Here is a 22,077-nt window from a genome sequence, read left to right as displayed (position 1 = left end):
TCCCTATATCAATAATTGGAACTGCAACCCATCGCTTGCACGCAGAAGGGTGGCAGCTGTGCGCAGGTGTGCAAGACCGAGGATATAGGACTCGGCAGACCCGAAGGTCTCCCACGCACAGCCACCATTGATCGACTTTACGGACGAATTAAGACACGTCGCGAGAAGAGGAGATAGGGCAGGCGCTGAAGCGCTATATCAGTCGGACTTGCACGTCCAGTCATCGACATTGCGATGACAGGGCAAGACTAGTCGGGAGATATAGCAGCCGCAAGAGGTTGGGATTTTCTAGGAAATGTCCTGCAAGGGAAAGAGAATTGTCTTCCAAATCTCAGCTAACAAAAGGGTGGCGGCTGTACGCGAGCCTGCAAGACCGGAACGTCAGGCATACCGGCTGACCCGAAGGTCACCCGTGTACAGCCACCATAGCAATCGAGCGTCGAATACCAGTCTACTGAATGACGCGAATATTGTGGGAGCGGAGCTTGCCCGTGAAGCTTTTAGCGGCCTCAAGGGCCTCTTCGCGGGCAAGCTCCGCTCCCACAGACTCTTGCGATGCAGGGACTAAGCGCCGTTACTGGGACAGCGGCTGCGCCTCGCCAACACCGATCGCACGTGCCGACGGGTGGTCATGATGGGCCCGCAGTTCGGCGAGGATGTCCTGGTCCAGAAAGCTCACCCAGCGGATGTAGTTCCTGTGGATCTTGCCGTCCTGGTAACCCATGCCGCTGCTGTCGCGGTAGGCGATGGTGTAGCCGCTGGCGCTATAGTTGATGTCGATCTCGACGTGGAATTTCTCACGCACGGTGATCTCGGCCTGGACCTGGCCCGGGTTGACGCGCTGCACGGTCCACTCCCGTTTGGTCAGGGCGGTGACAATCGCTTGTTTCACCTCGTCCTGGCTGGCCTGGACCTGCGGGGTGAGGGTGCGGCTCGGGTTGACGATGGGTTTGCTGGTACAGCCGGCCATGGTCAGCAGGGCCAGGGTGACAAGTGCAGCACGAAGCAGGGAAGACATTCCGTTTTCTCCAGAGGGTTTCAAAAAAGTCAGCGCCAGCGGCGGAACACCAGGGACGTGTTCACGCCGCCAAAGGCAAAGTTGTTGTTCATCACATACTCGTTGCTCATCTGCCGGAATTCGCCGCGCAGGTAATCCAGCTCGCCGCATTGCGGGTCGATCTGGTCGAGGTTCAGGGTAGGGATGTAGCTGTCGCGGTTCATCATCTCGATGCTGAACCAGGATTCCAGCGCCCCGCAGGCGCCCAGGGTATGGCCGAGGAAACTCTTCTGCGAACTGATGGGCATGCGGCTGCCGAACAGGCTGCTGGTGGCCAGGGTCTCGGCGATATCGCCCTGCTCGGTGGCGGTGCCATGGCCGTTCACATAACCGATGGCGTCCGCCGTCAGGCCGGCATCTTCCAGGGCCAGTTCCATGGCCCGGCGCATGGTGCTCTGCTCCGGGCGGGTGGCGTGCTGGCCGTCGGCGTTGCTGCCGAAGCCGACGATTTCCGCATGAATATGCGCGCCACGGGCCAGGGCATGTTCCAGCTCTTCAAGCACCAGCATGCCGCCGCCTTCACCGATCACCAAACCGTCACGGCCGCTGTCGTAGGGACGCGGACTGCTCTGCGGCGCATCGTTTTTCAGGCTGGTGGCGTAGAGCGCGTCGAACACCATGGCTTCGGTGGGGCACAGCTCCTCGGCACCGCCGGCGAGCATCAGCGGCAGGCGCCCGAACTTGATCGCCTCGTAGGCATAGCCGATGCCCTGGCTGCCGCTGGTGCAGGCGCTGGAGGTGGGGATCAGGCGCCCGGTCAGGCCGAAGAAGATGCTGATATTGGCCGCCGTGGTGTGCGGCATCATGCGCACGTAGGAGTTGGCGTTGAGCCCTTCGGCCACGGAGTTGATCAGCATCATGCCGAAGGCCTTGATCTCGTCGGTGCTGCCGGTGGACGAACCGCAGGCCACGCCCATGCGCCCGTCACGGATGATCTCGTTGCCCAGCAGGCCGGCATCGGCCAGGGCCATTTCCGCCGCGCCGACGGCAAAACGCGAGACCCGGCCCATGCTGCGCAACTGCTTGCGGGTCCAGTGCGACGGCACCGCGTAATCATCGATGGGCCCGGCCAGACGCGTGTTCAGTTCGGTGAAACGCTCCCACTCGGCCATGTAACGGATACCGCTGCGGTTGGCGCGGAAGTGGGCTTCGATGCTGGCCCAGTCGCTGCCCAGGGAGGTGATGCCGGCCATGCCGGTGACGACGACGCGCTTCATCAGCACAGGCCTCCGTTGACGGCCAGCACTTGCCGGGTGATATAGGAAGCTTCCGCGGACATCAGGAAGTTCACCGCGCCGGCGACTTCTTCCGGGGTGCCCATGCGTTGCGCCGGGATCATTTTCAGCAGTTCTTCCACCGGCACATTGTCATCGAGCATGGCGGTGTCGATCAGGCCCGGAGCAACGCAGTTGACGGTGATCTTGCGTTTGCCCAGCTCGATGGCCAGGGCCTTGGCGGCGCCGATCAGGCCGGCCTTCGAGGCGCTGTAGTTGACCTGACCACGGTTGCCGATCAGCCCGGAAACCGAAGTGATACAGACGATTCGCCCCGGGGCGCGACGGCGGATCATCGGCATCATTACCGGATGCAGCACGTTGTAGAAACCGTCGAGGTTGGTGCGCAGGACCAGGTCCCAGTCTTCTTCGGACAGGGCCGGGAAAGCGCCGTCACGGGTCAGGCCGGCGTTGAGTACCACGCCGTAGTAGGCGCCATGTTCTTCAACGTCGGCTTCCAGGCGGGTGCGACAGGCTTCCCGGTCGGACACATCGAATTGCAGCACGCGGGCCTGGCGCCCCAGCGCTTCGATTTCGGCCTGCACGGCGTCGGCATCGGCGCGGCCGCTGCGGCAATGCAGCACCAGGTCAAAACCGGCGCGGGCCAGGCGCAGGGCGATTGCACGGCCGATACCGCGGCTGGAGCCGGTGACCAGGATGGATTCAGTCATGACGCGACTCCTGTGATTCGGATAGATAAGCGGCGGCCTGGGGTGGACGGAACACGTTCAGGCGCGCGGTGGCATGGATGTCGGGACCGGTCAGGTGGCATTCGAATACGCCCATGCCGTTGTCGTCTTCCAGGGAGCGCAGGGCATGGATGCGCAGTTCGCTGCCGGCGGGAAAGTGTTCCACATTGCAGTCGAATTTACGGGTGCCGAGCAGGAAACCCAGCTCCACCGGTTTGCCTTCGCCACGGGCGCGGCAACCGGCATAGGCGGCGACGCTCTGGGCCATCAGTTCGATCCCGACCCAGGCCGGCAGGCTGCCGTCCTCGCGGTTGAACAGGCCGTCCGGGCGCACGGTGAGGCGGGTGTGGATCTGTTCTTCGTCGCAGGCCAGGACCTGGTCGATCAGGATCATGTCCCCGGCATGGGGCAGCAATTCGGCGAGCGGCCAATCGATCATGGGGCGTCTCCGATAATCAGGCTGACATTGTTGCCGCCGAAGGCAAAGGAGTTGCTCATCAGGCGGCGCAGTGGATGGGGGTTGAGGCGGTCGCCCGGCTTGACCCAGTTCAGGGGTGGCAGCTCCGGGTCGGCCTGGCCGTCCCAGAGGTGCGGCGGCAGGGCGGCGGACGGGTTATCGGCACTCAGGCTCAACCAGCAGAACGCCGCTTCCAGCGCGCCGGCGGCGCCCAGGGTGTGGCCGGTCATGGGCTTGGTCGAGGAGCAAGGCGGGCTTGTCGGGAACAACGTGGACACGGCCAGGCTTTCCATGGCGTCGTTGTGCTGGGTGGCGGTGCCGTGCAGGTTCAGGTAGTCAATGTCTTGCGGTTGCAGGCCGGCCTGCTTCAGCGCTTTGCCCATGGCCTGCACGGCGCCCTGGCCGGTCGGGTCGGGGGCGGAAATATGGTGGGCGTCGCAACTGGCGCCAGCACCGAGCAGGGCAATGGCCGGGCCGTCGTCGGCGCGTTTGCTCATCAGGAACAGCACCGCCGCTTCGCCGATATTGATGCCGTTGCGGTTCAGCGAAAACGGATTGCAGCGCTGCGTCGACACGGCTTCGAGCGAGCTGAAGCCACGGAGTGTCAGCTGGCACAGGCTGTCGACGCCGCCGCAGAGCACTGCGTCGCACAGGCCCAGGTCGAGCAGGCGCCGGGCACTCATCAGGGCCCGCGCGCTGGAGGTGCAGGCGGTGGAGATCACGTAGGCCGGGCCGCGCAGTTGCAGCCAGTCGGCGAGGAAGGCCGCCGGGGCGCTCAGTTCCTGTTGCTGGTAGTCGTAGCCGTCGGGGAAGTGCCCCTCTTTCAGATAGCTGGCGATGCCACGACTGGCCTCATCGATGCCCGAGGTGCTGGTGCCCAGGACGATGCCGATGCGTTCGCGGCCATAGGTGTCGATGGCACGCTGGATCGGCTCGGCGATTTGCAGGGTGGCTTCCATCAGCAGTTGATTGTTGCGGCTGGCCTGGGCGCTCAGTTCAGCGGGAATCGCTGCCAGTTCGCCTTGCACGGCGGCCACCGGCAGGATGCGTTCGGGCACCCAGCCGCTTTCCGGACGCATACCCGAGCAGTCGCCGGCAAACAGGTTGCGCGCCACGCTCTGCTTGTCGCGGCCCAGCGCGCAGATAACGCCGAGGGCGTTCAGGTAGGCGGTCATGGGGCAGCCTCGCTCAACGGACTGATTCGGTAGCGCAGACTCTCCGGCAGGTTCAGGGTGAAGTCCAGCGGCTGGCGATAGCTGACTCGCCAGCGGGCGTCGAGGACGCGTTCCGCGTTTTGGCGTTGCGCGCTCGGGTAGTTGCCCGCGAGCTCGGCATCCGGGGTCAGGGCAAACAGCAAGGCGGCGAATAGTTCGCGAGCCTGGGGATTGGGCGGCAGCAAGCCGTCGGCCTGCCATTCACCGTCCTGCAGGCGCTGGCGGGCCAGGGGAATGCCCAGTGGGTCCATCAGTGACCAGCGCAGGCCGTGCGCCTCACGCTGGATCACCAGCAACCAGTCCTGGCGTTGCCCGGCCTGTTCACGCTCGATATGCAATTGCAGCGGTAACGCCAGCGTCGGCGCGTGCACGGGCAGCGGCGCGCGGCTGGCGCAGGCGCTCAGCAGCAGGAGGCAGCCGAGCAACAGGGCGCGGATCATTCGACGGTCTCGCCAAGGGGTTTGCGGGCGACCACATTGACCAGGGTTTCCTCACGCCGGCCCACGGGCGGCGGGCTCTTCAGGCGCAGGCGCTCCAGCAGCCCGAAGTCCTTGGACCGGCTCCACCACAGGTACGGGTAGGAGACGTTCCGGGACGTGAATTCGAAACCCTGGTCGCTGATCATGTCCAGGTACTGCGCCGCGCTTTTCTGCACATGCATGGGGTGGCGGAACAGCCAGCGAATCACCCAGGTGTCGATATAGGCTTCGGTGGACTCGGCGAACAGCAGGTAGCCGCCCGGCTTGAGCACCCGATAGAACTCGGCCAGGGCGCGATCCTGCTGCACCAGGTGGTGGAAGGTCTGGTGGCAGAAGAGGATATCGACGCTTTGCGAGGGCACATCGAGGGTCGCGCAGTCGCTGCCGATCAGCTCGACTTCCAGGCCACGGCGTTGTGCTTCTTCGCCGCTCAGCTTGAGGCTGTGGGGATCGGCGTCAAGGCCGATCAGTCGCGCCGGGGCGAAGGTTTGCTGCAAGTACTGGAAGGACTTGCCCTGGCCGCAACCGGCATCGAGTACCACCGGGTTGGCCGGCAGGGCCTCGCTGAACAGGCCACGCAGGTCGTTGATCGCCACCCGCAGCACGTGGTGCTGCCAGGTATGGCTGCGCAGGAACCAGAAGCCGAAGCGGGTTTCCGCGACGTAGGTGTCGCTCAGGTACGGATGGCTCATGTCGGGGTACTCGCACAGATTTCCGACAGCATCCGCAGGCGGCGTCGGGGTTCACTGACAAAAGGGTTGCGCTCGTCCCAGGCATAGCCGGCGAGGATCGCACTGATCATGGCGCGGATTTCCGGCGAGCTGCCGGGATGGAAGATCACATCCTGGAAGGTCCCGGCGTACCAGCCTTCGACGTAGCAGCGGAAGGTTTCGACACCGCGCTTGAGCGGCTCGGCGAACTGGGTCTGCCAGTCGACGCTTTCACCTTGCAGTTGGCGGTGCAGCAGGCCGGCGGCCATGCTCGCCGAACGCATGGCGATGGTCACGCCGGAGGAGAACACCGGGTCGAGGAATTCCGCCGCATTGCCCAGCAAGGCGAAGCCCGGGCCGTGCAAGGTTTTCACGTTGGCCGAGTAGCCGCCGATGGTCCGCGCCGGGGTATCCCACAGGGCGTTTTCCAGCACGGCTTGCAGGCTCGGGGTTTCTGCAACGAAGCCCTTGAGGCAGGCATCCAGGTCCTCGGTGCGTCCGGCAAAGTGCTCGGCGGCGGCGACCACGCCAAGGGAGCAGCGGCCGTTGCTGAACGGAATGGTCCAGAACCAGATATCGCGCTGTTGCGGGTGGGTGGTGATCAGGATCTTTTCCCGCTCGAAAGCGGGATGTTCGATACGGTCTTCGATATGGGTGAAGACCGCCTGGCGTACCGGGAAACTCGACGGTGCTTCGAGGTCGAGCAGGCGCGGCAACACCCGGCCGTAGCCGCTGGCATCGAGGACGAAACGTGCTTCGATCAAATACTCGCTGCCGTCTTCGCGACGGGCCCGCAACTGCGGTTGTGGCCGGTCGAAATCAACGCTGACGACTTCCTCGCCGTAGCGGATTTCCACGCCTTGCAGGGCGGCCTGGTCCGCCAGCAGTTTGTCGAAGTCGGCGCGTTGGACCTGGAAGGTGGTCGGCTTGCCGTTGCTGAAGGTCTGGCCGAAATCGAAGGCGCTGTAGTGTTCGCCCCAGGCGAAGGCCGCGCCGTTCTTCAACTGGAACCCGGCGGCGTTGACGGCGTCGAGCATGCCGGCTTCTTCGACGAAGTCCAGGCAGTGCGACAGCAGGCTCTCACCGATGGAAAAGCGCGGGAAGTGCTGGCGTTCGACGATCAGCACGTCGTGGCCATTGCGTTTGAGCAAGGCGGCGGCGATGGCGCCGGAAGGGCCCGCGCCAATCACCACGACTTCTCGATGTTCCATTTCAATCGCTGGCACACAGGCTCCTTGCGGGGTTCGAAGGTTTCGAAGGGATAGGGCTCGGGTCGACAGTCGTGACCGAGTGATCAGCTTGCGGTGTCGCGGTCTTGTCAGTTGGGCGTGCGGCCCAGGGCGCGAGCAGGAAGCTGAAGGCCAGCCCCAGGCTCACCGCCAGGCCGAAGTTGCTCACCGCCGGGGTGCTGGAAATCGCCAGCAGGCCGAACGACAGCCAGGTGGTCAGGGCGGCCAGCAAGGTGCCCAGCAGGCTGACGGCGGCACCGCCGATCTGCTCGCGCATCAGGATGGCGTAGTCGACGCTGATGGCGGTCACCAGCAGCAGGCCGAACAGGCTGAACAGCGTCAGCGGCTGGCCGAGCCAACCGAGGCTGGCCAGGCTGCACAGGGCCGCCAGCAGCGGCAGGGCGACGATCCGCAGAGCACCGCCGACGCCGAACGGCAGGATCAGCAACAGCACGATCAGTACGCAGGACGCCAGTTTCAGTTCGGCGGCGCTGACCTGGGTGGCAGCGAAGACCTTGTTCAGCTCGCCCAGCCGGTCCACCAGCTTTACCCCCGGCAGGCCGTCGGTTTGCGCCCGCAGCAGGTCGGCGTTGTTCAGGCCGCGCAGGCTGACCATACCGGCCACGCCGTCGGTTTGCTGGCCCAGCCAGAGCAGGCGCCAGGGTTCGGACAGCGGGCCTTTGAGGGCGCTGTCGATATCCTGGATCGGCAGGGCTTGCAGCTGTGCCAGTTCGCTTTGCAAGGCAGCGGCCGGTACGCCGAGGTCGAGCAAGGGTTGCCAGAACCCCGGCAGTTGCTTGAGCGAGTCCTGCAACTGCTGCTGTTCCCGGGGCAGGCTGACCACCTGGTCCAGTGACTGATAGCCCTGGAGCTTGCCTTGGCTCACCAGTTGATCGAGACGTTCGCCGAGTGCGGCCTGGCGCTCCAGCAACTGCTGTTGATCGGCGCCGCGAACCAGGAAGAACTGGCTGGTGGGCTGGTAGCCGGTGATCCTTGCGACGGCCTGGGCCTCGGCCTGCAATTGCGGCGGCGCACCGACCCATTGGCGGATATCGTTCTTGCTGGTCAGGTGCCACAGGCCACCGGCGCAGAACAGCACCAGCAGCGCCAGCAACAACCGGCTGCCGACCTTGCGCAGCAATGCTTCACGCACCTTCAGCAAGACTTCGCAGACCCGCAACGGCCATTGCGCCGGACGCAGGTCGGTGCCCTTGAGCAGCGCCGGCAGCAGGCACACGGCGGTCAGGTAGGCGCCGAGCAAGCCGGCGGCGGAGAACACGGCGATCTGGGTCAGGGCCGGAAACGGCGTCCAGGCCAGGGCCAGGTAACCGATGCAACTGGTGGCCAGGCTCAGGCTCAGGCCGGGCAGGGTAATGCGCAGGGCCGGCCAGCTGTGCCAGGGTTTCAGGCTCCAGCTCTTGGACAGGTAATGCAGCGGGTAGTCCACGGCTACGCCGATCAGGCTGGCCCCCAGCACCAGGGTCATCACGTGCAGATGACCGAACAGCATCACGCAGGCCACCGTGCCGAACAGCATGCCCACCAGTACCGGGACGAAGGCCAGCAATACCCGCCAACGGCGGAAGGCCAGCAACAGCAGCAGGAGAATGCCGAAGGTGGCGCCACCGCCGACCCAGGTGATTTCCCGGGTGGCCTGTTGCTGGCCGGCGGCGGCATACAGCAGGCCGCTGGCGGCGAGCAGTTGGGCGTCGGCCTGGGCGGCTTCCTCGCGGCTGTGCTTGAGCAGTTCGGCGACCTGTATCGGCAGCTTCATGTCAAAAGCATTACCCCGTGTCCGGGCCCGCAGCAACACCCAGCTTTTGCCGTCGGCCTCGGCGATCAACGTGCCGCTGCCGATATCGAATTGCACTGCGCCGGGTTTCGGTCGGCTGTCCTGGATGCGCCCGGTCAGGCCGAGCCAGTCGTCCTGGCTCGGCACCAGGCTGATGCCGGCAAAGGGATCGAACAGCGACTGGACCCGTTGCTGGATAAACGCCGCCGGGTGGTCGATCAGTTGCTGTCGGTCAGCGCGGGTCAGCATCGCCAGGCGGCTGGCCAGCAGTTGTTGGCGCAAGGCCGGCAGGTCGGCCTGCAAGCTCCACTGCACGGTTTCGAACAGTCCGCTGGCCTGCCAGCGCTCGCCCAGCTGTTGCGCCAGGGCAATGGCTTTCTGGCGATCGGCCTGGCCCACCAGCACCAGCATTTCCCGGTTCAAGGGTTCCTGCATGCGCTGTTCGGCCTTGAGCTCCAGGGCGTTGGGCGCCGAGCCCGGCACCAGTTCCATCAGGTCGGCCGACACCGGCGCGCCATGGCGCCATTGCCAGCCGGCGAGCGCCAGCACTGCCAGCAGCAGGATCAGGAACAGGCGCGGGAGCAGGCGTTCACTCGGCAAAGTCATGCTGCTCCGCATCGCTCAGGGGCAGGGTGGCGCTGCTGTCCTGCATGCGCAGGACCGTACTGTCGCCCTGGGTTTCCAGCAGTTCGATGCGTTGCACCAGTTCGCCGCCGTCGATATTGATCCGGGTGAAGATCTGCTTGAGCAGCACCGAGCGCGGCACCAGGGTCAGTTGCCAGTGCTGGGCGTCGCCTTGCAGTTGCAGTTCGAAATCCCGTTGCAGTCCACTGCTGTCGCCTTGCAGCACGGCGATGAACAGGCGGTTCTGTTCGGCCCCGGCGCTTTTGTTCGGGACCATCTGCCAGCCGCTCGGGTCGCGTCGGGCGATGCCCTTGGCGCTGATGCGGTAGTCCTGTTGCAGTGGGGTCTTGAGCAGCCAGAGCAGGCCGTGGTCCTTGGCGAGGACGAAGGTGCCCTTGCTGGTCAGCGGTTGCGGCAGGGCGCGCAGGTGTTTTTCCTGGATAAAGCTGCCGTGGATCACCGAGGGCTTGGCCAGTTGCTCGCTCAGCTGTTGCAGGTCGAAGGCCGAGGCGTGGGCGGACAAAACCAGGCCGAACAAAAGGCTCAGCAGGCACGCGAACCTTGTAGGAGCCGGCTTGCCGGCGATGAGGCCCTTGAGCCTTGCGGTGATCTTGCGGACGCCATCGCCGGCAAGCCGGCTCCTACAGGTTTTGTGGCGTACCTGAATGTTCATGCGAGCACCTTTTCGACAGCGGCGACAAAGACCTTGGGCGAGGCCAGCTGCATTTCCCGGCTCTGGATATCCACCGCCACCTGCACGGTGCTGGCGCGGGTCAGGCGTTCGCCGCTGGCAAGGTCGGTGATCAGGTAGTTGACCTTCAAGCGGTTCTCCCACTCCACCAGGTTGGCCCGCACATTGATCTTCTGGCCGAACACCGCGCCGCGTACATAACGCAGTTGCAGGTCGATCACCGGCCACGCATAGCCGGATTCGAGCATGTGCGTGTAGTTGTGGCCGATATGGTCCAGCAGCGCGCAGCGGGCGACTTCCAGGTACTTCACGTAATGGCCGTGCCAGACCACGTGCATGGTGTCGACGTCGAAAAACGGCACCAGGATCTCGGTATCGACATGCAGTACGCCGCGGCTACGCATGCAGCCTCCAGTGTTGCTCGGCGATGCGTTTCAGGCACAGGCGCAGTTCGGCTTCCAGGGCGCGGTCTTCGATGACCGGGGGGAAGTCCTTTGCCAGGGCTTCGTGCATCGCCGCCAGGGCCGGCGGCAGCGGCCGCGCATCGCTGGCCTGGCTGCGCAGCCAGACGCCCTGGTTGGCGGCGAGCAAGGTGGCGGCAGCGACCTGTTCAGTCAGTTCCAGCACGCGGATCGCATCGCGGGCGGCAATGGTGCCCATGCTCACCTTGTCCTGGTTGTGGCATTCGGTGGAGCGCGAGAACACGCTGGCCGGCATGGTGTTTTTCAAGGCCTCGGCGGTCCAGGCACTGGCGCCGATCTGCACGGCCTTGAAACCATGGTTGAGCATCGCGCGCTCGGCGCTGGAACCGGACAGGTTGCTCGGCAGACCGTGGTTGTAGCGCACGTCCACCAGCAGGGCGAGCTGGCGATCGAGCAGGTCGGCGACGTTGGCCACCAGGGTCTTGAGGCTGTCCATGGCAAAGGCGATATGCCCGCCGTAGAAGTGCCCGCCGTGGAGCACGCGCTCTTCTTCGGCGTCGATGATCGGGTTGTCGTTGGCGCTGTTCAGTTCTGTCTCGATAAACGAACGCAGCCAGCCCAGGCTGTCGGCCAGCACTCCGAGCACATGGGGGGCGCAGCGCAGCGAGTAGCGATCCTGCAAACGGTGCAGCGGCGCGGTCGGCGCATCAATGGCGAGGTCCTTGCGCAACCAGGCGGCGACTTGCATCTGCCCCGGGTGCGGTTTGGCGGCGAACAGGCGCTCGTCGAAGTGTTCCGGGTTGCCTTGCAGCGCCACTACGTTGAGGGCGGTGATGCGGGTTGCCAGTTGCAGCAGGTAGTCGGCGCGGGCAAAGGCCAGGCAGGCCAGGCCGGTCATGACGGCGGTGCCGTTCATCAACGCCAGGGCTTCCTTGGGCCGCAGCACCAGCGGATCCCAGCCGAGTTCACGGTGCACGTCGCTGGCCTGGCGGCGTTCGCCGCGGAACAGCACTTCGCGTTCGCCGGAGAGGGTCGCGGCAACATAGGACAGCGGCGTCAGGTCGCCACTGGCACCGACCGAGCCTTCTTCGGGAATCAGTGGCAGGATATCCAGGTCGAGGAACGCCTGCAGACGTTCCAGCAGCTCCACACGCACGCCGGACACGCCGTGGCACAGCGACTGCAAACGCGCCGCCAGCACCGCGCGGGTCGCCTGGGGATCGAGCAGCTCGCCGAGGCCGCAACCGTGGAAGGTGTAGAGGTGCCGCGGCAACGCTTCGACATGTTGCAACGGCACCGCCACCACGCAGGAATCGCCGTAGCCGGTGGTGACGCCGTAGATCACGCCTTCCTTGTCCAGCAGCGAGTCAAGGAACTGCGCACCCTTGGCGATGCGCTGGCGGAACACCGGGTCGCCTTGCAGTTGCGTCGGCACCTGACGGTTGGCCAGGGCCAGCACGTCTTCGATGCGCAGCGGGAGTTCGCCGAAGGTGACCGGCTCAAGCGGATGCGTTGTCATCGGATTTCCAGAAAGGGTAGAAGTTGAACCACTGGTACGGTGCCTGCAGGCAGTAATGGCCCAGGCGCTCGGCGTAACGGGCGGCCCACTGGGCGATCACCTGTTCGCGGTCGTTGCGTTTCCACTGCACCGCTTCGGTGAAGGGTTCGAGGGTGATGCGGTAGCGGCCCTGGAGTTTCACGCAGAACAGCAGGTTGACCGGGCATTTCAGCAGGCCGGCCAGGAGCCATGGACCTTGCGGGAACGCAGCGGGTTGGCCGAGGAAATCCACTCGTACATGGCGTCCGCGATGGAGTGGCACACGGTCGCCGGCAATCGCCAGCCACTCGCCGCGATCCAGGCGCTGGCTCAGTTGCAGCATCACCGCCGGGTTCAGTTCGCTGACCTGGATCAGCCGCAGGTTGGTCGCCCCGGCTTCGCCCAGCAAGCGGTTGAAGCGCTCGGCGTGCTTGGTGTGCACCAGCACGTTCATGGTGACCTTTTCCCCCAGTTCGGCGAGGGCGCGGCAGACTTCCAGATTGCCCAGGTGCGCACCCACCAGCATCTGCCCGCGCTCGCCGCGCAGTTGATCGCGCAGCCGGGCCGGGTCGACGATCTCGAGCTGCTCAAGGCGCAGCTTGCCGTTCCACACGTCGAGTTTGTCCAGCAACGAGTCGGCAAAGGCCATGAACTGCCGAAAGACATTCATGCGGGTCGGCCGCAGGGCGCTTTGAGCGCTCCAGTCGGCCAGGCGCTGCTGGTAGTGCCAGGCACTCTGCCGGGCGCTGCGGCCGAACAGGAAAAAGTACAGGACGATACCGTGCAGCACCGGGCTGAGCATCCGGCGGCCGAGGACCTTGACGCCGAAGGCGGTGAGTTTCATCAACCAGAAGCTGCCGCGCTCCTGGCGGTCGGCCCAATGTTTTTGTGCGTTGCTCATGCCCGCCACCGTCGCCAGAGGATGCTCGGCAGGCGCACCAGCATGCCGAAGAACAGCCGGGTGTGCATGCTGGAAATCAGCGCGTTGTCGTGGAACATCCGAAAGTGCGATAGGCCGTCCAGGGGGTAGTGGACCTTGGTCGGCAACCAGCGCATGGGCTGGTTGCGCCAGGACAGGCGCACGAGAATGTCCGAGTCGAAGTCCATGCGTTTGCCCACCTTCACCGAATTGATCAGCGCCAGCACCGGTGGCAGCGGGTAGACCCGGAAGCCGCACATGGAGTCGCGGATCTGCAACGACAGGCTGTTGATCCAGACCCAGACATGGGTCAGGTAACGGGCATAGAGCCGGCCCTTGGGCACGCTCTCATCGTATTGCGGGTAGCCGCAGATCAGCGCTTCGGGGTGCTGGCGCGAGGCGTCGAGAAAGACCGCGATGTCCTGCAGGTCGTGCTGGCCGTCGGCGTCCACCTGCAGGACATGGCTGAAGCCCAGCCGGGCGGCCTCGCGCATTCCGCTCATGACCGCGCCGCCCTTCCCTTGGTTGACGGGTAGTTTCACCAGGGAAACGTGTTCGCGTTCGGCGAGTTGTTCCAGTACCGCCGCGCAGGTCGGGCTGCTGGCATCGTCCACCAGCACGCAGGGCAGGCCGGCGGCGAGCACCGCTTCGAGAACAGCGGGCACGGCGGCCTCATGGTTGTAGACCGGGATAACGGCGCAGGGCTTATGCATGGGCCGTCTCCAGCACGATGCGGCCGCTGGAGCAGGCGGCCTTGGTATTGCGAAAGGCGAAGTGCAGTTTGCTGCGCTCACGGTCGAAGCGCAGGCTCAGTTCGAGCTGGTCGCCCGGTCGCACCAGTTGCTGGAACTTCAGCACTTCCATGCCGGCGAATTTTTCCGGCAGTTCGAGTCGTTCGCGACCCAGCTCCAGCGCCCAATCCACTTGCACCACGCCGGGCAGCACCGGGGTGACCGGGAAGTGTCCGCTGAAGTAGGCCAGGTCCGGCGGCACGGCCAACTGCAACAGCCATTCGCCATCTGTTTCGTGTTGCGAAAGCACTTCCGGACCTTTGGGGCGCGGCGCCTGCAACAGGGCCTGGACTTCGGCTTGGGGCAATTTGCCCTGGGGGTTCAGCGGCAGCTGCCGCAGTAGCCGCCAGCGGCGCGGCAGCGCCAGGGTTTCGCAATGGCCGAGCAGATGTTTGCGCAGGGCCTCGGTCAGCGTACGCCGACCCTGGTTACGCAGGATATGCAGCCCCTGTTCGGAGAGCACCAGCAGCGCGCCGAGGTAGGCGCGGTTTTCCTGCACCACGCCCAGGCGCGCTTCGGCGACCCAGTCGTGCTCCACCAGGGCCTGTTCCAGCATCGGCAGGGAGATGCGTTTCTCTTCCAGTTTGACGATGCGGTCCAATCGGCCCAGCAGTTCAAAACGGCCATCGGCTTCGAAGCGTACGGCGTCCGCCGTTTGCTCGATATGACCGGCCGGCAGGTAAGGCGAAGCCACCTGCAAGGCACCGTCCGGGTCCTGGCTCAGCTGTACGTCGGCAAAAGGGCGCCACAGCGGATCGCCCTGGCGCCAGGCGATACCGCCGGTTTCCGAGCTGCCGAGAATTTCCGTCGGCCATTGTCGCAAGCGTTGTTGCAGACTGGACGCGGCCTCGGGCGGAAGTGCACCGCCGGAAGAAAACACCCGGCGCACCTGGCTCAGGGCCGGCCAGTCGAGGTTGTCGCCCATGCGCTTGAGCAGGGCCGGGCTCGCCACCCAGGCGAATTGCGGGTGTTCACGGCTGGCGCGTTGCAGGTCTTCCGGGAAGGCCAATTGCTTGCGCACAAAGGTCCGTCCGGCACACAGCGGCCAGAGCACACGGAACAGCAGGCCATAGATATGTTGAGTAGCGACACTGCCGATAATGCAGGCCTGCTCGAGGTCGGCGCCCCACAGCTGTTCCAGGGCCTGCACTTCATTGGCCAATTGGCGCAGGCTTTTGTCGATGCGCTTGGGTTCGCCACTGGAGCCGGAGGTGCACAGGCTCAGGTGGCAATCATCAAGATCGAGCACGGCCGGGCTCAAGGGTTCGCCGCAGAGCGCTTCGAGGGTGTGGCTATCCGTCAGCCACAGGTCGACATCCGCCGCCCAGCGTTGGCGGGTCTGCTCTTGCAGGTCGGCGGGCAACAGCACCTGAACGCCTGCGCGCCAGGCACCGAGCAGGGCGATGGCCAGTTCCCCGGCATCTTCCAGGTGCACGGCGATATGCTTGACGTCACGCGCCTGCAAGCCGGCCGCCAGGCTTAACGCCCGCAGTGACAGCCCGGCATGATCCAGCGACGGACCCAGGGTGACCGCTCGCGGTCCATGCGACTTGAGCAACAACTGCTCAAGGTTTATCCAGTTCATGCGCGGCCTCTTACCCGTTGTCGTACCAGCCACTCAATGGCGAACAGCAAACCCATCAGCCCATAGGAAATCAGGCCGGTGTACAACATCCACCAGTTCAGCGGCGCCCAGAGGGTCAGGGCGGCGGCGATCAGGCCGTTACAGAGAAAGAACAGGCTCCAGACGCGGGTCACCTGCCTCGTATAGTTAATGGCCACATCCGGCAACTGCGGCTCCCGCAGACGGGCCAGCCGCTCGACTATCGGTGGGCCGAATTTCAGGCTCAGGCCGAACAGCCCGAGCATGAAGGCGCTGATCAGCACCGGGTACCAGCGCAGCAGCAGCGGGCTGTTCAGCAACGCCAGCAAGCCGCAGAAGGCGATGGCACTGAGCGCCATCCACAGGCTGCCGGGGCGCCGCTCATCGGTCAGGACCCGGGCCAGCCACAGGCCGCCGAGCAACAGCCCGAACTGCCAGGGGGCAAAGTGCTCCATGCCGAAATACACCGCAAAGGGGTACAGCAGGCCCGCCAGGAGCAGGCCCAGGCCGATCAGGCGTTTCATGCGGCCGGTTGCACCAGGCGAAAGACCGCCTCGACCACATCGTTGACGGTGCGCACCGACTTGAACTCCTCGGCGGCGATTTTCTTGCCGGTCTGACGCTTGATATGGTCGATCAGGTCCACGGCATCGATGCTGTCGATTTCCAGGTCCTGGTACAGGTTGCTGTCCAGGGTGACGCGTTCGGGTTCGAGTTCGAAGAGTTCGACCAGGGCATCGCGCAGGGTGTTGAAGATGTCGTCACGGGTTTGCATGGTACGGCCTCACGCTGCCTGTTTTGCCGTGACGAAAGCCGCAAGGCTGGCCACGCTGGAGAAATGGTCGCGGGTGTCCTTGGCGTCCGCATCGATCTTGATGCCGTAGCGCTTCTGGATCGCCAGGCCGAGTTCGAGGGCATCCACCGAATCCAGGCCCAGGCCTTCGCCGAACAGGGTTTGCTCGTTGCCGATGTCTTGCGCGCTGATGTCTTCCAGGCCCAGGGCCTCGATGATCAGCTCTTTGATCTCAAGGTGCAGGGCGGGGGTTGGATCGCTCATCTGAGGCGAGCTCCTTAATGAAGTAATGGTGCAGATAATCGTTGAGTTTGCGCGAGGCCTGGGGCGCGGGGCCCTGCGCGGCAAAGCCTTGTGGGTCTATATCGGCGCCGACACTGAAACTGAAGTGCACCCGGCGTTGCGGAATGCGATACCAGGGTTCGGCCTTGGTCAGGGTGGTGGGGCTGACCTTGATCACGACCGGGGTGATGATTCTCGCACCCCGCAGGGCAATCGCGGCGGCGCCGCGATGAAAGGCGGGTGCCGTGCCCGGTGTGGTTCGGGTGCCTTCGGGAAAAACGATCAGGGTCTGGCCGTCTCGCAGGGCGCTGGCGGCGGCTTCGAGCATGTCCAGGCTGCCGTCGTTGCTGATGTATTCGGTGGAGCTTACCGGCCCGCGGGTGAAGGGGTTTTGCCAGAGGCTCTGCTTGACCACGCAGTTGGCATGGCGCACCAGGCCGATCAGGAACACCACATCGATCAGCGATGGGTGGTTGGCGATGATCATCTGGCCGGGGCGACCGAGTTTTTCCGCACCTTCGACTTCATAGGTCAGTACGCCGGTGCGGGCCATGAAGCGGATGAACAGCCAGAACAGCCGGCTGACCGTTTGTCGCGCGCGCAGGCGCTGACGTTCGGCATCGCCCGGCAGACAGCCGAGCAAGGGGAATATCACCAGTCGCAGGCACAGGCCGCCCAGCCCGAACAGGGCGAAGCTCAAGGCGGTGGCCAGCAGACGCCAGTAATAGGCGTCGCAAGGTTTGGTCATGGTCGGCGTTGCCAATTCCATACCCGGGACTTCCATTGGTGTTGGCAGGAGGCGTGTTGGCCGAGCAGGGTACGCAACAGATCGAGGGCATGGGGCCACTCGGTCGGCGGTTGTTCGTCCGTGGCGCTCGCGAGGGACAGTTGCCACTCGTCGCCCGGGGTCAGCAGCAGACCGAGGGCGTAGGGAAACGGCACGTCGTCGATCCAGCGGCGGTAGGCTTCGGGCGGTTGTTCTTCGGTGATCACCAGCAGGACCGCCGGGGCGCCTTCATCGAGCAGCGCGGCGGCCTCGAGCATGCCGTGCTCCAGGCCATCGCCGTTGGCGGCCAGGGCGGTCATTTCGCAGGTCGAGCCACGCAGGATCGACCAAAGGCCAATCACCGCGTTGTGCACCGACAGGCTGAACTGGGTCGGCGACAATGGCTGATCGGCCGCCAGGTCGCTGAGGATCTCGAAGGTGCGCGGGGTTTCGCCGTGTCGGGAGATGAACACCAGGGGCAATTGCGCGTGCCCTTCGGCCAGCGGCCAGCCGACGCTGAACGCCATGCGCGCCATACGGCCGAGGCGGCGGCGCTGCATGGCCGGCAGGAAAGACACATCCGGAGCCGCATCGCTGGGCGCGGGCACGCAGGGCTGGCGGCTCCAGGCCTGCCAGTCGTCCACACTTTCCAGGCCCGGGGCCCAGGCGCGCCATTGGGCGATGTTGAAATTGATCACTGAATGTCTTCCCGCCCCTGCGGGCTTCCTTGAACGCTATGGTTGATCCCTGAACCCCTACCAACCCTGGCGTGGCGCGATGGCCAAGTGGCGCGCATTATCCCGGTGCACAAGGCCTGTAGCAAATTTTTGGTCACATTTTGCACGATTAAATTTGCAGTTATGCGAAGGGAGAGCTAGCAACTGGCTATTATTCGTATTTTTTCGGATACGTATGTCAGAACTTTCCCGGCTTAAAGGGAAAATACCCTGGATTGGTGAAGTTATTGCGGTGTGAGAGGTAGTCCTCGTCCTGCCAAGGTGGCGCGGCAGCGGTCAAGCCCTCTACACTCGGTGATTCATTGATACACGGAGGTCTTGTCATGCGGCGTGTGGTGTTCAATCAGAAAGGCGGGGTCGGCAAGTCGAGTATTGCTTGCAACTTGGCGGCGGTCAGCGCCAGCGAGGGCTATCGGACCCTGTTGGTGGACCTCGATGCCCAGGCCAACTCCACGCAATACCTCACTGGGCTCACCGGCGAGGATATTCCCATGGGTATCGCGGACTTCTTCAAGCAGATCCTCTCGTCCGGGCCGTTCTCGAAGAAAAACCAGGTGGATATCTATGAGACGCCTTTCGACAACCTGCATGTGATCACCGCCACGGCCGAGCTGGCGGATCTGCAGCCCAAGCTTGAGGCGAAACACAAGATCAACAAGCTGCGCAAACTGCTGGACGAGTTGTCGGAAGATTACGACCGCATTTACCTGGATACGCCGCCGGCGCTGAACTTTTATGCGGTGTCTGCGCTGATTGCCGCCGATCGCGTGTTGATTCCCTTCGATTGCGACAGCTTCTCCCGTCAGGCGCTGTATGGCCTGCTGGCCGAGATCGAAGAGTTGAAGGAAGACCACAACGAAGATCTGCAAGTGGAAGGGATCGTGGTCAACCAGTTCCAGGCCCGGGCGAGCCTGCCGCAGCAGATGCTCGACAGCCTGATCGCCGAGGGCTTGCCGGTGTTGCCGGTGTACCTCGCCAGTTCGGTGAAGATGCGCGAGTCCCATGAGGCGAACCGGCCGCTGATTCACTTCGATCCGCGGCACAAGCTGACCCAGCAGTTCGTCGAGTTGCACGCGCTGCTGGAGAAAAACGCTTAACGCCCCTTTGCGTTTTGCGCCTGCCGGCTGCGCGAGCCTCAGATACCTTGGCTGCGCAGCCAGGCCATCAACTGCGGCAGGGGAAAGGCGCCGCTCTGGCGCGCTACTTCCTGGCCATTTCTGAACAGGATCAGGCTGGGAATCGAACGAATCCCCAATTGTGCCGAGAGTTGCGGGTTGGCCTCGCTGTCGAGCTTGGCCAGGCGGCATTTGCCGGCCAGTTGCGCCGCAGCCTGTTCGAACACCGGCGCAAAGGATTTGCACGGCCCGCACCAGTCCGCCCACACGTCCACCAGCAACGGCAGGTCGCCCTTGATCTGGCTGACGTAGTCGCCCTGTTTCAATTCGAACGGTTTGTCCAGCAAGACCGCGGCTTTGCAGCGCCCGCATTTCGGCTGGTCGCCCAGGCGTTCGGCGGGGATGCGGTTGAGGCCGTTGCAATGGGGGCAGGGGATCAAGAGGGGGGCGGACATGGAAGGGTTCCCGGGTAGTGGCCAATGAACTTGAACTGGAGTCTGGGGCGCGCTTTATCAAGGGGGCCAAGGGTGTGTTGCATGTCCTCACATATTCAAACGGCGCGTTTTACCTTCAGGATCTAGCCTCAGGGAATGAGCCGTCGGTCAGATTTTGACAATCGCAAATTGCGATAACCTGGTTTGACGGATAATCTTCATAGCAAGATGCGATAAGGATATTGCATGCGTGTGATTACCGAGAAGCGGATTCGGGAAGCCAAGGCAAGATGGCCCGACACTGCCAGTGCGTTGGATGCCTGGTGCCGAAGGATCAAGGGGAGCAGTCCTGAAAGCTTTTCGGCGCTCAAGGCGATGTTCCCAGCGACAGACAAGGTGGGTCGCTTGCATGTGTTTGATATTGGCGGGAACAAGCTGCGCTTGATTGCGGGTGTGCACTACGGTGCCCAGCAGCTATATATCAAGCATGTGCTGGATCATCGCGAATATGACAAGGGTAAATGGAAGGAGACGTGTTGATGAATGCTGTCATCAAGCAGGCTTCCGAGCACTGGCCGTTCGTGGAGCCACTGCTGCGCAAACCAAAAAACGAGGCCGATTACGATGCCCTGGTGGGCATTCTCGACGAGTTGCTGGGCGTCATTGGCGAAGACGAATCGAACCCGCTCATGAGTCTGGTGAACATCATCAGTGATTACATAGAGGCCTATGACAAGGAGCACTGGCCGATGCCGGTGGCCAGTGGGGCCGATGTACTGCGGGAGATGATGCGTGAACATGGCTTGAACCAGAGCGACCTGCCCGGGGTCGGGCCGCAATCGGTGGTTTCCGAGATACTCAGCGGCAAGCGTCAGCTCAACCTGCGCCAGATCCGCTGGTTGGCTGAGCGTTTTGGGGTGCGGGAGCAGACCTTTATCTGAGCCGGCTCACGACGAACAACTGATCTCCAGATGCTTGCCCCACTCCGGTGGCCGCTCGGCGTAGCGCTCCATGCCCGCTTGTTCCTCGAACGGCTTGCTCAGTACTTCGTGAAGTTGCCGTACCTCTGAGTAGTCACCATTTTCCGCCGCATCGATGGCCTTCTGCGCCAGGTAGTTGCGCAGGATATACAGCGGGTTGGCCGCGTGCATCCGAGCCTTGCGCCGGGATTCATCCTGGTCCGGCTCGCGGGCGACCCGGGCCTTGTAGCGGTCGGCCCAGGCGTCGAAACCCTTGAGATCGATAAAGTCATCCCGCAGCCTCGCCGTGGCCAGGGCGGCAGACTCATCCCCCAGGCGGCGGAAGAACAAGGTGTAGTCGACCCCGCCGGCCTGCATCAGTTGCAGCAGGTTTTCCACCAGCTTCAGGTCGTCGTCTTCGGCGCTGGTCAGGCCGAGGCGGCGGCGCATCAGGTCCAGGTAGTGGGCCTGGTACAGCGGCAGGAACAAGCCCAACGCCTCGCGCAACGCCTCGACACTGATGAAGGGCGTCAGGGCCTGGGCCAGTGCACTGAGGTTCCACTGGCCGATGGGCACCTGGTTGCTGAACGAGTAGCGGCCCTGGTCATCGGAGTGGTTGCAGATGAAGTGCGCATCGAAATCATCGAGAAAGGCGAACGGACCGAAATCGAAGGTGATACCCAGGATCGACATATTGTCGGTGTTCATCACGCCGTGGCAGAAACCGTAGGCCTGCCACTTGGCGATCAGCTCGGCATTACGCTCGACGATCTCGCGGAACATCGCCAGGTACGGCTCCGGCTGTTCCAGGCACTCGGGGAAATGCATGGCCAGCACGTGCTCGCCGAGCTGCTTCTGCTGCTCCGGCTGCTTGGTGTAGTAGAAGTATTCGAAATGACCGAAGCGCACATGGCTGGGCGCCATGCGCAGGACCATGGCGCCGCGTTCCTGTTTCTCGCGCCACACTGGCGTGTCGGAGCCGATCACGCACAGCGCGCGGCTGCTGGGAATACCCAGGGCATGCAGGGCCTCGGAAGCGAGGAACTCGCGGATCGACGAGCGCAATACCGCGCGGCCGTCGCCCATGCGCGAATACGGTGTTTGCCCGGCGCCCTTGAGATGCAGGTCCCAATGCTCGCCCGCGTTGTTATAGACCTCGCCCAGCAACAATCCGCGACCGTCACCCAGGCGCGGGTTGTAGGAGCCGAACTGATGCCCCGAATAGACCATGGCCCGCGGCTCGGCTTCGGCCCAGAGCTTGTGCCCGCCGAACAGCTCGGCGAACACCGGTTCCTCGGCAATGGCCGGGTCCAGGTCGAGCAGGGCCATGGCCGCCGGACTCACCGCCACCAGACGCGGATTGTCGAGAGGCTCGGGCAGGATATGGGTGGAAAACGCATCGCCCAGGCGGGCGAAGCGGTTATCGAAGGTCAGTTCGTCGAGGGCTTTCAAACGGCCGGCTCCAGCAGAATGTCCGAGTATTCTGCTGGGATTAGCCGGCAG

The 22,077-nt window shown here is 64.0% G+C and carries 24 protein-coding genes and 1 pseudogene; 3 read left to right on the top strand and 22 right to left on the bottom strand.

Going from position 1 to position 22,077, the window contains the following annotated elements:
- Positions 1 to 574 precede the first annotated feature (574 nt).
- The 20 genes and pseudogenes from M5B42_RS06630 to M5B42_RS06535 all read right to left on the bottom strand — a co-directional run bounded on the left by M5B42_RS06630 (position 575) and on the right by M5B42_RS06535 (position 18,027).
- Positions 575 to 1,018, bottom strand: a complete 444-nt coding sequence (locus tag M5B42_RS06630; protein ID WP_103497996.1) for a hypothetical protein — start codon at positions 1,016 to 1,018, stop codon at positions 575 to 577.
- 29 nt (positions 1,019 to 1,047) lie between these two features.
- Positions 1,048 to 2,274 carry a beta-ketoacyl-ACP synthase gene (locus M5B42_RS06625; RefSeq protein ID WP_248745342.1) on the bottom strand — a complete coding sequence of 409 codons (1,227 nt, stop codon included), beginning with the start codon at positions 2,272 to 2,274 and terminating at the stop codon, positions 1,048 to 1,050.
- Positions 2,274 to 3,002 (bottom strand): 3-ketoacyl-ACP reductase FabG2, encoded by a 729-nt coding sequence (locus M5B42_RS06620; RefSeq protein WP_248745341.1) that lies wholly within the window; start codon positions 3,000 to 3,002, stop codon positions 2,274 to 2,276. Before M5B42_RS06620 ends, M5B42_RS06625 begins: the two co-directional genes overlap by 1 nt.
- Positions 2,995 to 3,459 (bottom strand): hotdog family protein, encoded by a 465-nt coding sequence (locus tag M5B42_RS06615; protein ID WP_152737736.1) that lies wholly within the window; start codon positions 3,457 to 3,459, stop codon positions 2,995 to 2,997. The genes M5B42_RS06620 and M5B42_RS06615 overlap by 8 nt, the downstream gene beginning before the upstream one ends.
- Positions 3,456 to 4,652, bottom strand: coding sequence for a beta-ketoacyl-[acyl-carrier-protein] synthase family protein (locus M5B42_RS06610; RefSeq protein ID WP_248745340.1), 1,197 nt, complete (start codon positions 4,650 to 4,652; stop codon positions 3,456 to 3,458). Before M5B42_RS06610 ends, M5B42_RS06615 begins: the two co-directional genes overlap by 4 nt.
- The gene (locus M5B42_RS06605; RefSeq protein WP_248745339.1) at positions 4,649 to 5,131 is read right to left on the bottom strand and encodes a DUF3261 domain-containing protein; all 483 of its coding nucleotides are present in this window, start codon (positions 5,129 to 5,131) and stop codon (positions 4,649 to 4,651) included. Before M5B42_RS06605 ends, M5B42_RS06610 begins: the two co-directional genes overlap by 4 nt.
- Positions 5,128 to 5,862 (bottom strand): class I SAM-dependent methyltransferase, encoded by a 735-nt coding sequence (locus tag M5B42_RS06600; RefSeq protein WP_248745338.1) that lies wholly within the window; start codon positions 5,860 to 5,862, stop codon positions 5,128 to 5,130. The genes M5B42_RS06605 and M5B42_RS06600 overlap by 4 nt, the downstream gene beginning before the upstream one ends.
- The gene (locus M5B42_RS06595; protein WP_248745337.1) at positions 5,859 to 7,106 is read right to left on the bottom strand and encodes an NAD(P)/FAD-dependent oxidoreductase; all 1,248 of its coding nucleotides are present in this window, start codon (positions 7,104 to 7,106) and stop codon (positions 5,859 to 5,861) included. The genes M5B42_RS06600 and M5B42_RS06595 overlap by 4 nt, the downstream gene beginning before the upstream one ends.
- A gap of 106 nt (positions 7,107 to 7,212) precedes the next feature.
- Positions 7,213 to 9,507 (bottom strand): annotated as a pseudogene (locus M5B42_RS06590) (MMPL family transporter); the annotation flags it as partial.
- Positions 9,491 to 10,198, bottom strand: coding sequence for an outer membrane lipoprotein carrier protein LolA (locus M5B42_RS06585; protein WP_103498003.1), 708 nt, complete (start codon positions 10,196 to 10,198; stop codon positions 9,491 to 9,493). The gene M5B42_RS06585 and the pseudogene M5B42_RS06590, both read right to left, overlap by 17 nt.
- Positions 10,195 to 10,620 carry an acyl-CoA thioesterase gene (locus M5B42_RS06580; RefSeq protein ID WP_103498004.1) on the bottom strand — a complete coding sequence of 142 codons (426 nt, stop codon included), beginning with the start codon at positions 10,618 to 10,620 and terminating at the stop codon, positions 10,195 to 10,197. Before M5B42_RS06580 ends, M5B42_RS06585 begins: the two co-directional genes overlap by 4 nt.
- Positions 10,613 to 12,157, bottom strand: coding sequence for an aromatic amino acid ammonia-lyase (locus tag M5B42_RS06575; protein WP_248745336.1), 1,545 nt, complete (start codon positions 12,155 to 12,157; stop codon positions 10,613 to 10,615). The genes M5B42_RS06580 and M5B42_RS06575 overlap by 8 nt, the downstream gene beginning before the upstream one ends.
- Positions 12,138 to 13,076, bottom strand: a complete 939-nt coding sequence (locus tag M5B42_RS06570) for a glycosyl transferase (protein ID WP_248745335.1) — start codon at positions 13,074 to 13,076, stop codon at positions 12,138 to 12,140. Before M5B42_RS06570 ends, M5B42_RS06575 begins: the two co-directional genes overlap by 20 nt.
- Positions 13,073 to 13,807, bottom strand: a complete 735-nt coding sequence (locus M5B42_RS06565; RefSeq protein WP_248745334.1) for a glycosyltransferase family 2 protein — start codon at positions 13,805 to 13,807, stop codon at positions 13,073 to 13,075. Before M5B42_RS06565 ends, M5B42_RS06570 begins: the two co-directional genes overlap by 4 nt.
- The gene (locus tag M5B42_RS06560; protein ID WP_248745333.1) at positions 13,800 to 15,470 is read right to left on the bottom strand and encodes an AMP-binding protein; all 1,671 of its coding nucleotides are present in this window, start codon (positions 15,468 to 15,470) and stop codon (positions 13,800 to 13,802) included. The genes M5B42_RS06565 and M5B42_RS06560 overlap by 8 nt, the downstream gene beginning before the upstream one ends.
- Positions 15,467 to 16,012, bottom strand: a complete 546-nt coding sequence (locus M5B42_RS06555) for a hypothetical protein (protein WP_103498009.1) — start codon at positions 16,010 to 16,012, stop codon at positions 15,467 to 15,469. The genes M5B42_RS06560 and M5B42_RS06555 overlap by 4 nt, the downstream gene beginning before the upstream one ends.
- Positions 16,009 to 16,263, bottom strand: coding sequence for an acyl carrier protein (locus tag M5B42_RS06550; RefSeq protein WP_100940447.1), 255 nt, complete (start codon positions 16,261 to 16,263; stop codon positions 16,009 to 16,011). Before M5B42_RS06550 ends, M5B42_RS06555 begins: the two co-directional genes overlap by 4 nt.
- 9 nt (positions 16,264 to 16,272) lie before the next feature.
- Positions 16,273 to 16,545, bottom strand: a complete 273-nt coding sequence (locus M5B42_RS06545; protein WP_100940448.1) for a phosphopantetheine-binding protein — start codon at positions 16,543 to 16,545, stop codon at positions 16,273 to 16,275.
- Entirely contained in the window at positions 16,514 to 17,332 is an 819-nt protein-coding gene (locus tag M5B42_RS06540; protein WP_248745332.1) for a lysophospholipid acyltransferase family protein, read from the bottom strand. The genes M5B42_RS06545 and M5B42_RS06540 overlap by 32 nt, the downstream gene beginning before the upstream one ends.
- The gene (locus M5B42_RS06535; RefSeq protein WP_103498011.1) at positions 17,308 to 18,027 is read right to left on the bottom strand and encodes a beta-ketoacyl synthase chain length factor; all 720 of its coding nucleotides are present in this window, start codon (positions 18,025 to 18,027) and stop codon (positions 17,308 to 17,310) included. The genes M5B42_RS06540 and M5B42_RS06535 overlap by 25 nt, the downstream gene beginning before the upstream one ends.
- 362 nt (positions 18,028 to 18,389) lie before the next feature.
- On the opposite strand from M5B42_RS06535, the gene M5B42_RS06530 reads away from it, so the two are divergent.
- Positions 18,390 to 19,163, top strand: a complete 774-nt coding sequence (locus M5B42_RS06530) for a ParA family protein (protein ID WP_248745331.1) — start codon at positions 18,390 to 18,392, stop codon at positions 19,161 to 19,163.
- 38 nt (positions 19,164 to 19,201) lie between these two features.
- Here the strand turns inward: M5B42_RS06530 and trxC are convergent, their stop codons facing one another.
- On the bottom strand, positions 19,202 to 19,636 hold the full coding sequence (trxC, locus tag M5B42_RS06525) for a thioredoxin TrxC (protein WP_248745330.1): 435 nt from the start codon (positions 19,634 to 19,636) through the stop codon (positions 19,202 to 19,204).
- Positions 19,637 to 19,861: 225 nt separating this feature from the next.
- Between trxC and M5B42_RS06520 the strand changes: the two genes are divergently transcribed.
- Together M5B42_RS06520 and M5B42_RS06515 are read left to right on the top strand one after the other, a co-directional pair.
- The gene (locus M5B42_RS06520; protein ID WP_248745329.1) at positions 19,862 to 20,155 is read left to right on the top strand and encodes a type II toxin-antitoxin system HigB family toxin; all 294 of its coding nucleotides are present in this window, start codon (positions 19,862 to 19,864) and stop codon (positions 20,153 to 20,155) included.
- On the top strand, positions 20,155 to 20,556 hold the full coding sequence (locus M5B42_RS06515; RefSeq protein WP_103498015.1) for a transcriptional regulator: 402 nt from the start codon (positions 20,155 to 20,157) through the stop codon (positions 20,554 to 20,556). The genes M5B42_RS06520 and M5B42_RS06515 overlap by 1 nt, the downstream gene beginning before the upstream one ends.
- A 6-nt stretch (positions 20,557 to 20,562) precedes the next feature.
- Here the strand turns inward: M5B42_RS06515 and selO are convergent, their stop codons facing one another.
- Positions 20,563 to 22,026: a protein adenylyltransferase SelO gene (gene selO, locus M5B42_RS06510; RefSeq protein WP_248745328.1), complete on the bottom strand. Its 1,464-nt coding sequence runs from the start codon at positions 22,024 to 22,026 to the stop codon at positions 20,563 to 20,565.
- Between the last annotated feature and the right edge of the window lie 51 nt (positions 22,027 to 22,077).

Origin of the sequence: Pseudomonas sp. MWU12-2037 (assembly GCF_023242345.1) — a bacterium.
Lineage (GTDB): Bacteria > Pseudomonadota > Gammaproteobacteria > Pseudomonadales > Pseudomonadaceae > Aquipseudomonas > Aquipseudomonas gingeri_D.
This window is presented reverse-complemented; position numbering and strand designations above follow the sequence as displayed.

Excerpts from the sequence above, each read along its gene's own strand:
- M5B42_RS06545 (WP_100940448.1), bottom strand. The coding sequence starts at position 16,545 with ATGAGCGATCCAACCCCCGCCCTGCACCTTGAGATCAAAGAGCTGATC.
- M5B42_RS06550 (WP_100940447.1), bottom strand. The coding sequence starts at position 16,263 with ATGCAAACCCGTGACGACATCTTCAACACCCTGCGCGATGCCCTGGTC.
- M5B42_RS06540 (WP_248745332.1), bottom strand. The coding sequence starts at position 17,332 with ATGGAATTGGCAACGCCGACCATGACCAAACCTTGCGACGCCTATTAC.
- M5B42_RS06520 (WP_248745329.1), top strand. The coding sequence starts at position 19,862 with ATGCGTGTGATTACCGAGAAGCGGATTCGGGAAGCCAAGGCAAGATGG.
- M5B42_RS06560 (WP_248745333.1), bottom strand. The coding sequence starts at position 15,470 with ATGAACTGGATAAACCTTGAGCAGTTGTTGCTCAAGTCGCATGGACCG.
- M5B42_RS06575 (WP_248745336.1), bottom strand. The coding sequence starts at position 12,157 with ATGACAACGCATCCGCTTGAGCCGGTCACCTTCGGCGAACTCCCGCTG.
- M5B42_RS06585 (WP_103498003.1), bottom strand. The coding sequence starts at position 10,198 with ATGAACATTCAGGTACGCCACAAAACCTGTAGGAGCCGGCTTGCCGGC.
- M5B42_RS06515 (WP_103498015.1), top strand. The coding sequence starts at position 20,155 with ATGAATGCTGTCATCAAGCAGGCTTCCGAGCACTGGCCGTTCGTGGAG.
- M5B42_RS06630 (WP_103497996.1), bottom strand. The coding sequence starts at position 1,018 with ATGTCTTCCCTGCTTCGTGCTGCACTTGTCACCCTGGCCCTGCTGACC.
- M5B42_RS06555 (WP_103498009.1), bottom strand. The coding sequence starts at position 16,012 with ATGAAACGCCTGATCGGCCTGGGCCTGCTCCTGGCGGGCCTGCTGTAC.
- M5B42_RS06620 (WP_248745341.1), bottom strand. The coding sequence starts at position 3,002 with ATGACTGAATCCATCCTGGTCACCGGCTCCAGCCGCGGTATCGGCCGT.
- M5B42_RS06605 (WP_248745339.1), bottom strand. The coding sequence starts at position 5,131 with ATGATCCGCGCCCTGTTGCTCGGCTGCCTCCTGCTGCTGAGCGCCTGC.
- M5B42_RS06610 (WP_248745340.1), bottom strand. The coding sequence starts at position 4,652 with ATGACCGCCTACCTGAACGCCCTCGGCGTTATCTGCGCGCTGGGCCGC.
- M5B42_RS06625 (WP_248745342.1), bottom strand. The coding sequence starts at position 2,274 with ATGAAGCGCGTCGTCGTCACCGGCATGGCCGGCATCACCTCCCTGGGC.
- trxC (WP_248745330.1), bottom strand. The coding sequence starts at position 19,636 with ATGTCCGCCCCCCTCTTGATCCCCTGCCCCCATTGCAACGGCCTCAAC.
- M5B42_RS06615 (WP_152737736.1), bottom strand. The coding sequence starts at position 3,459 with ATGATCGATTGGCCGCTCGCCGAATTGCTGCCCCATGCCGGGGACATG.
- M5B42_RS06530 (WP_248745331.1), top strand. The coding sequence starts at position 18,390 with ATGCGGCGTGTGGTGTTCAATCAGAAAGGCGGGGTCGGCAAGTCGAGT.
- M5B42_RS06580 (WP_103498004.1), bottom strand. The coding sequence starts at position 10,620 with ATGCGTAGCCGCGGCGTACTGCATGTCGATACCGAGATCCTGGTGCCG.
- M5B42_RS06565 (WP_248745334.1), bottom strand. The coding sequence starts at position 13,807 with ATGCATAAGCCCTGCGCCGTTATCCCGGTCTACAACCATGAGGCCGCC.
- M5B42_RS06570 (WP_248745335.1), bottom strand. The coding sequence starts at position 13,076 with ATGAGCAACGCACAAAAACATTGGGCCGACCGCCAGGAGCGCGGCAGC.
- M5B42_RS06600 (WP_248745338.1), bottom strand. The coding sequence starts at position 5,862 with ATGAGCCATCCGTACCTGAGCGACACCTACGTCGCGGAAACCCGCTTC.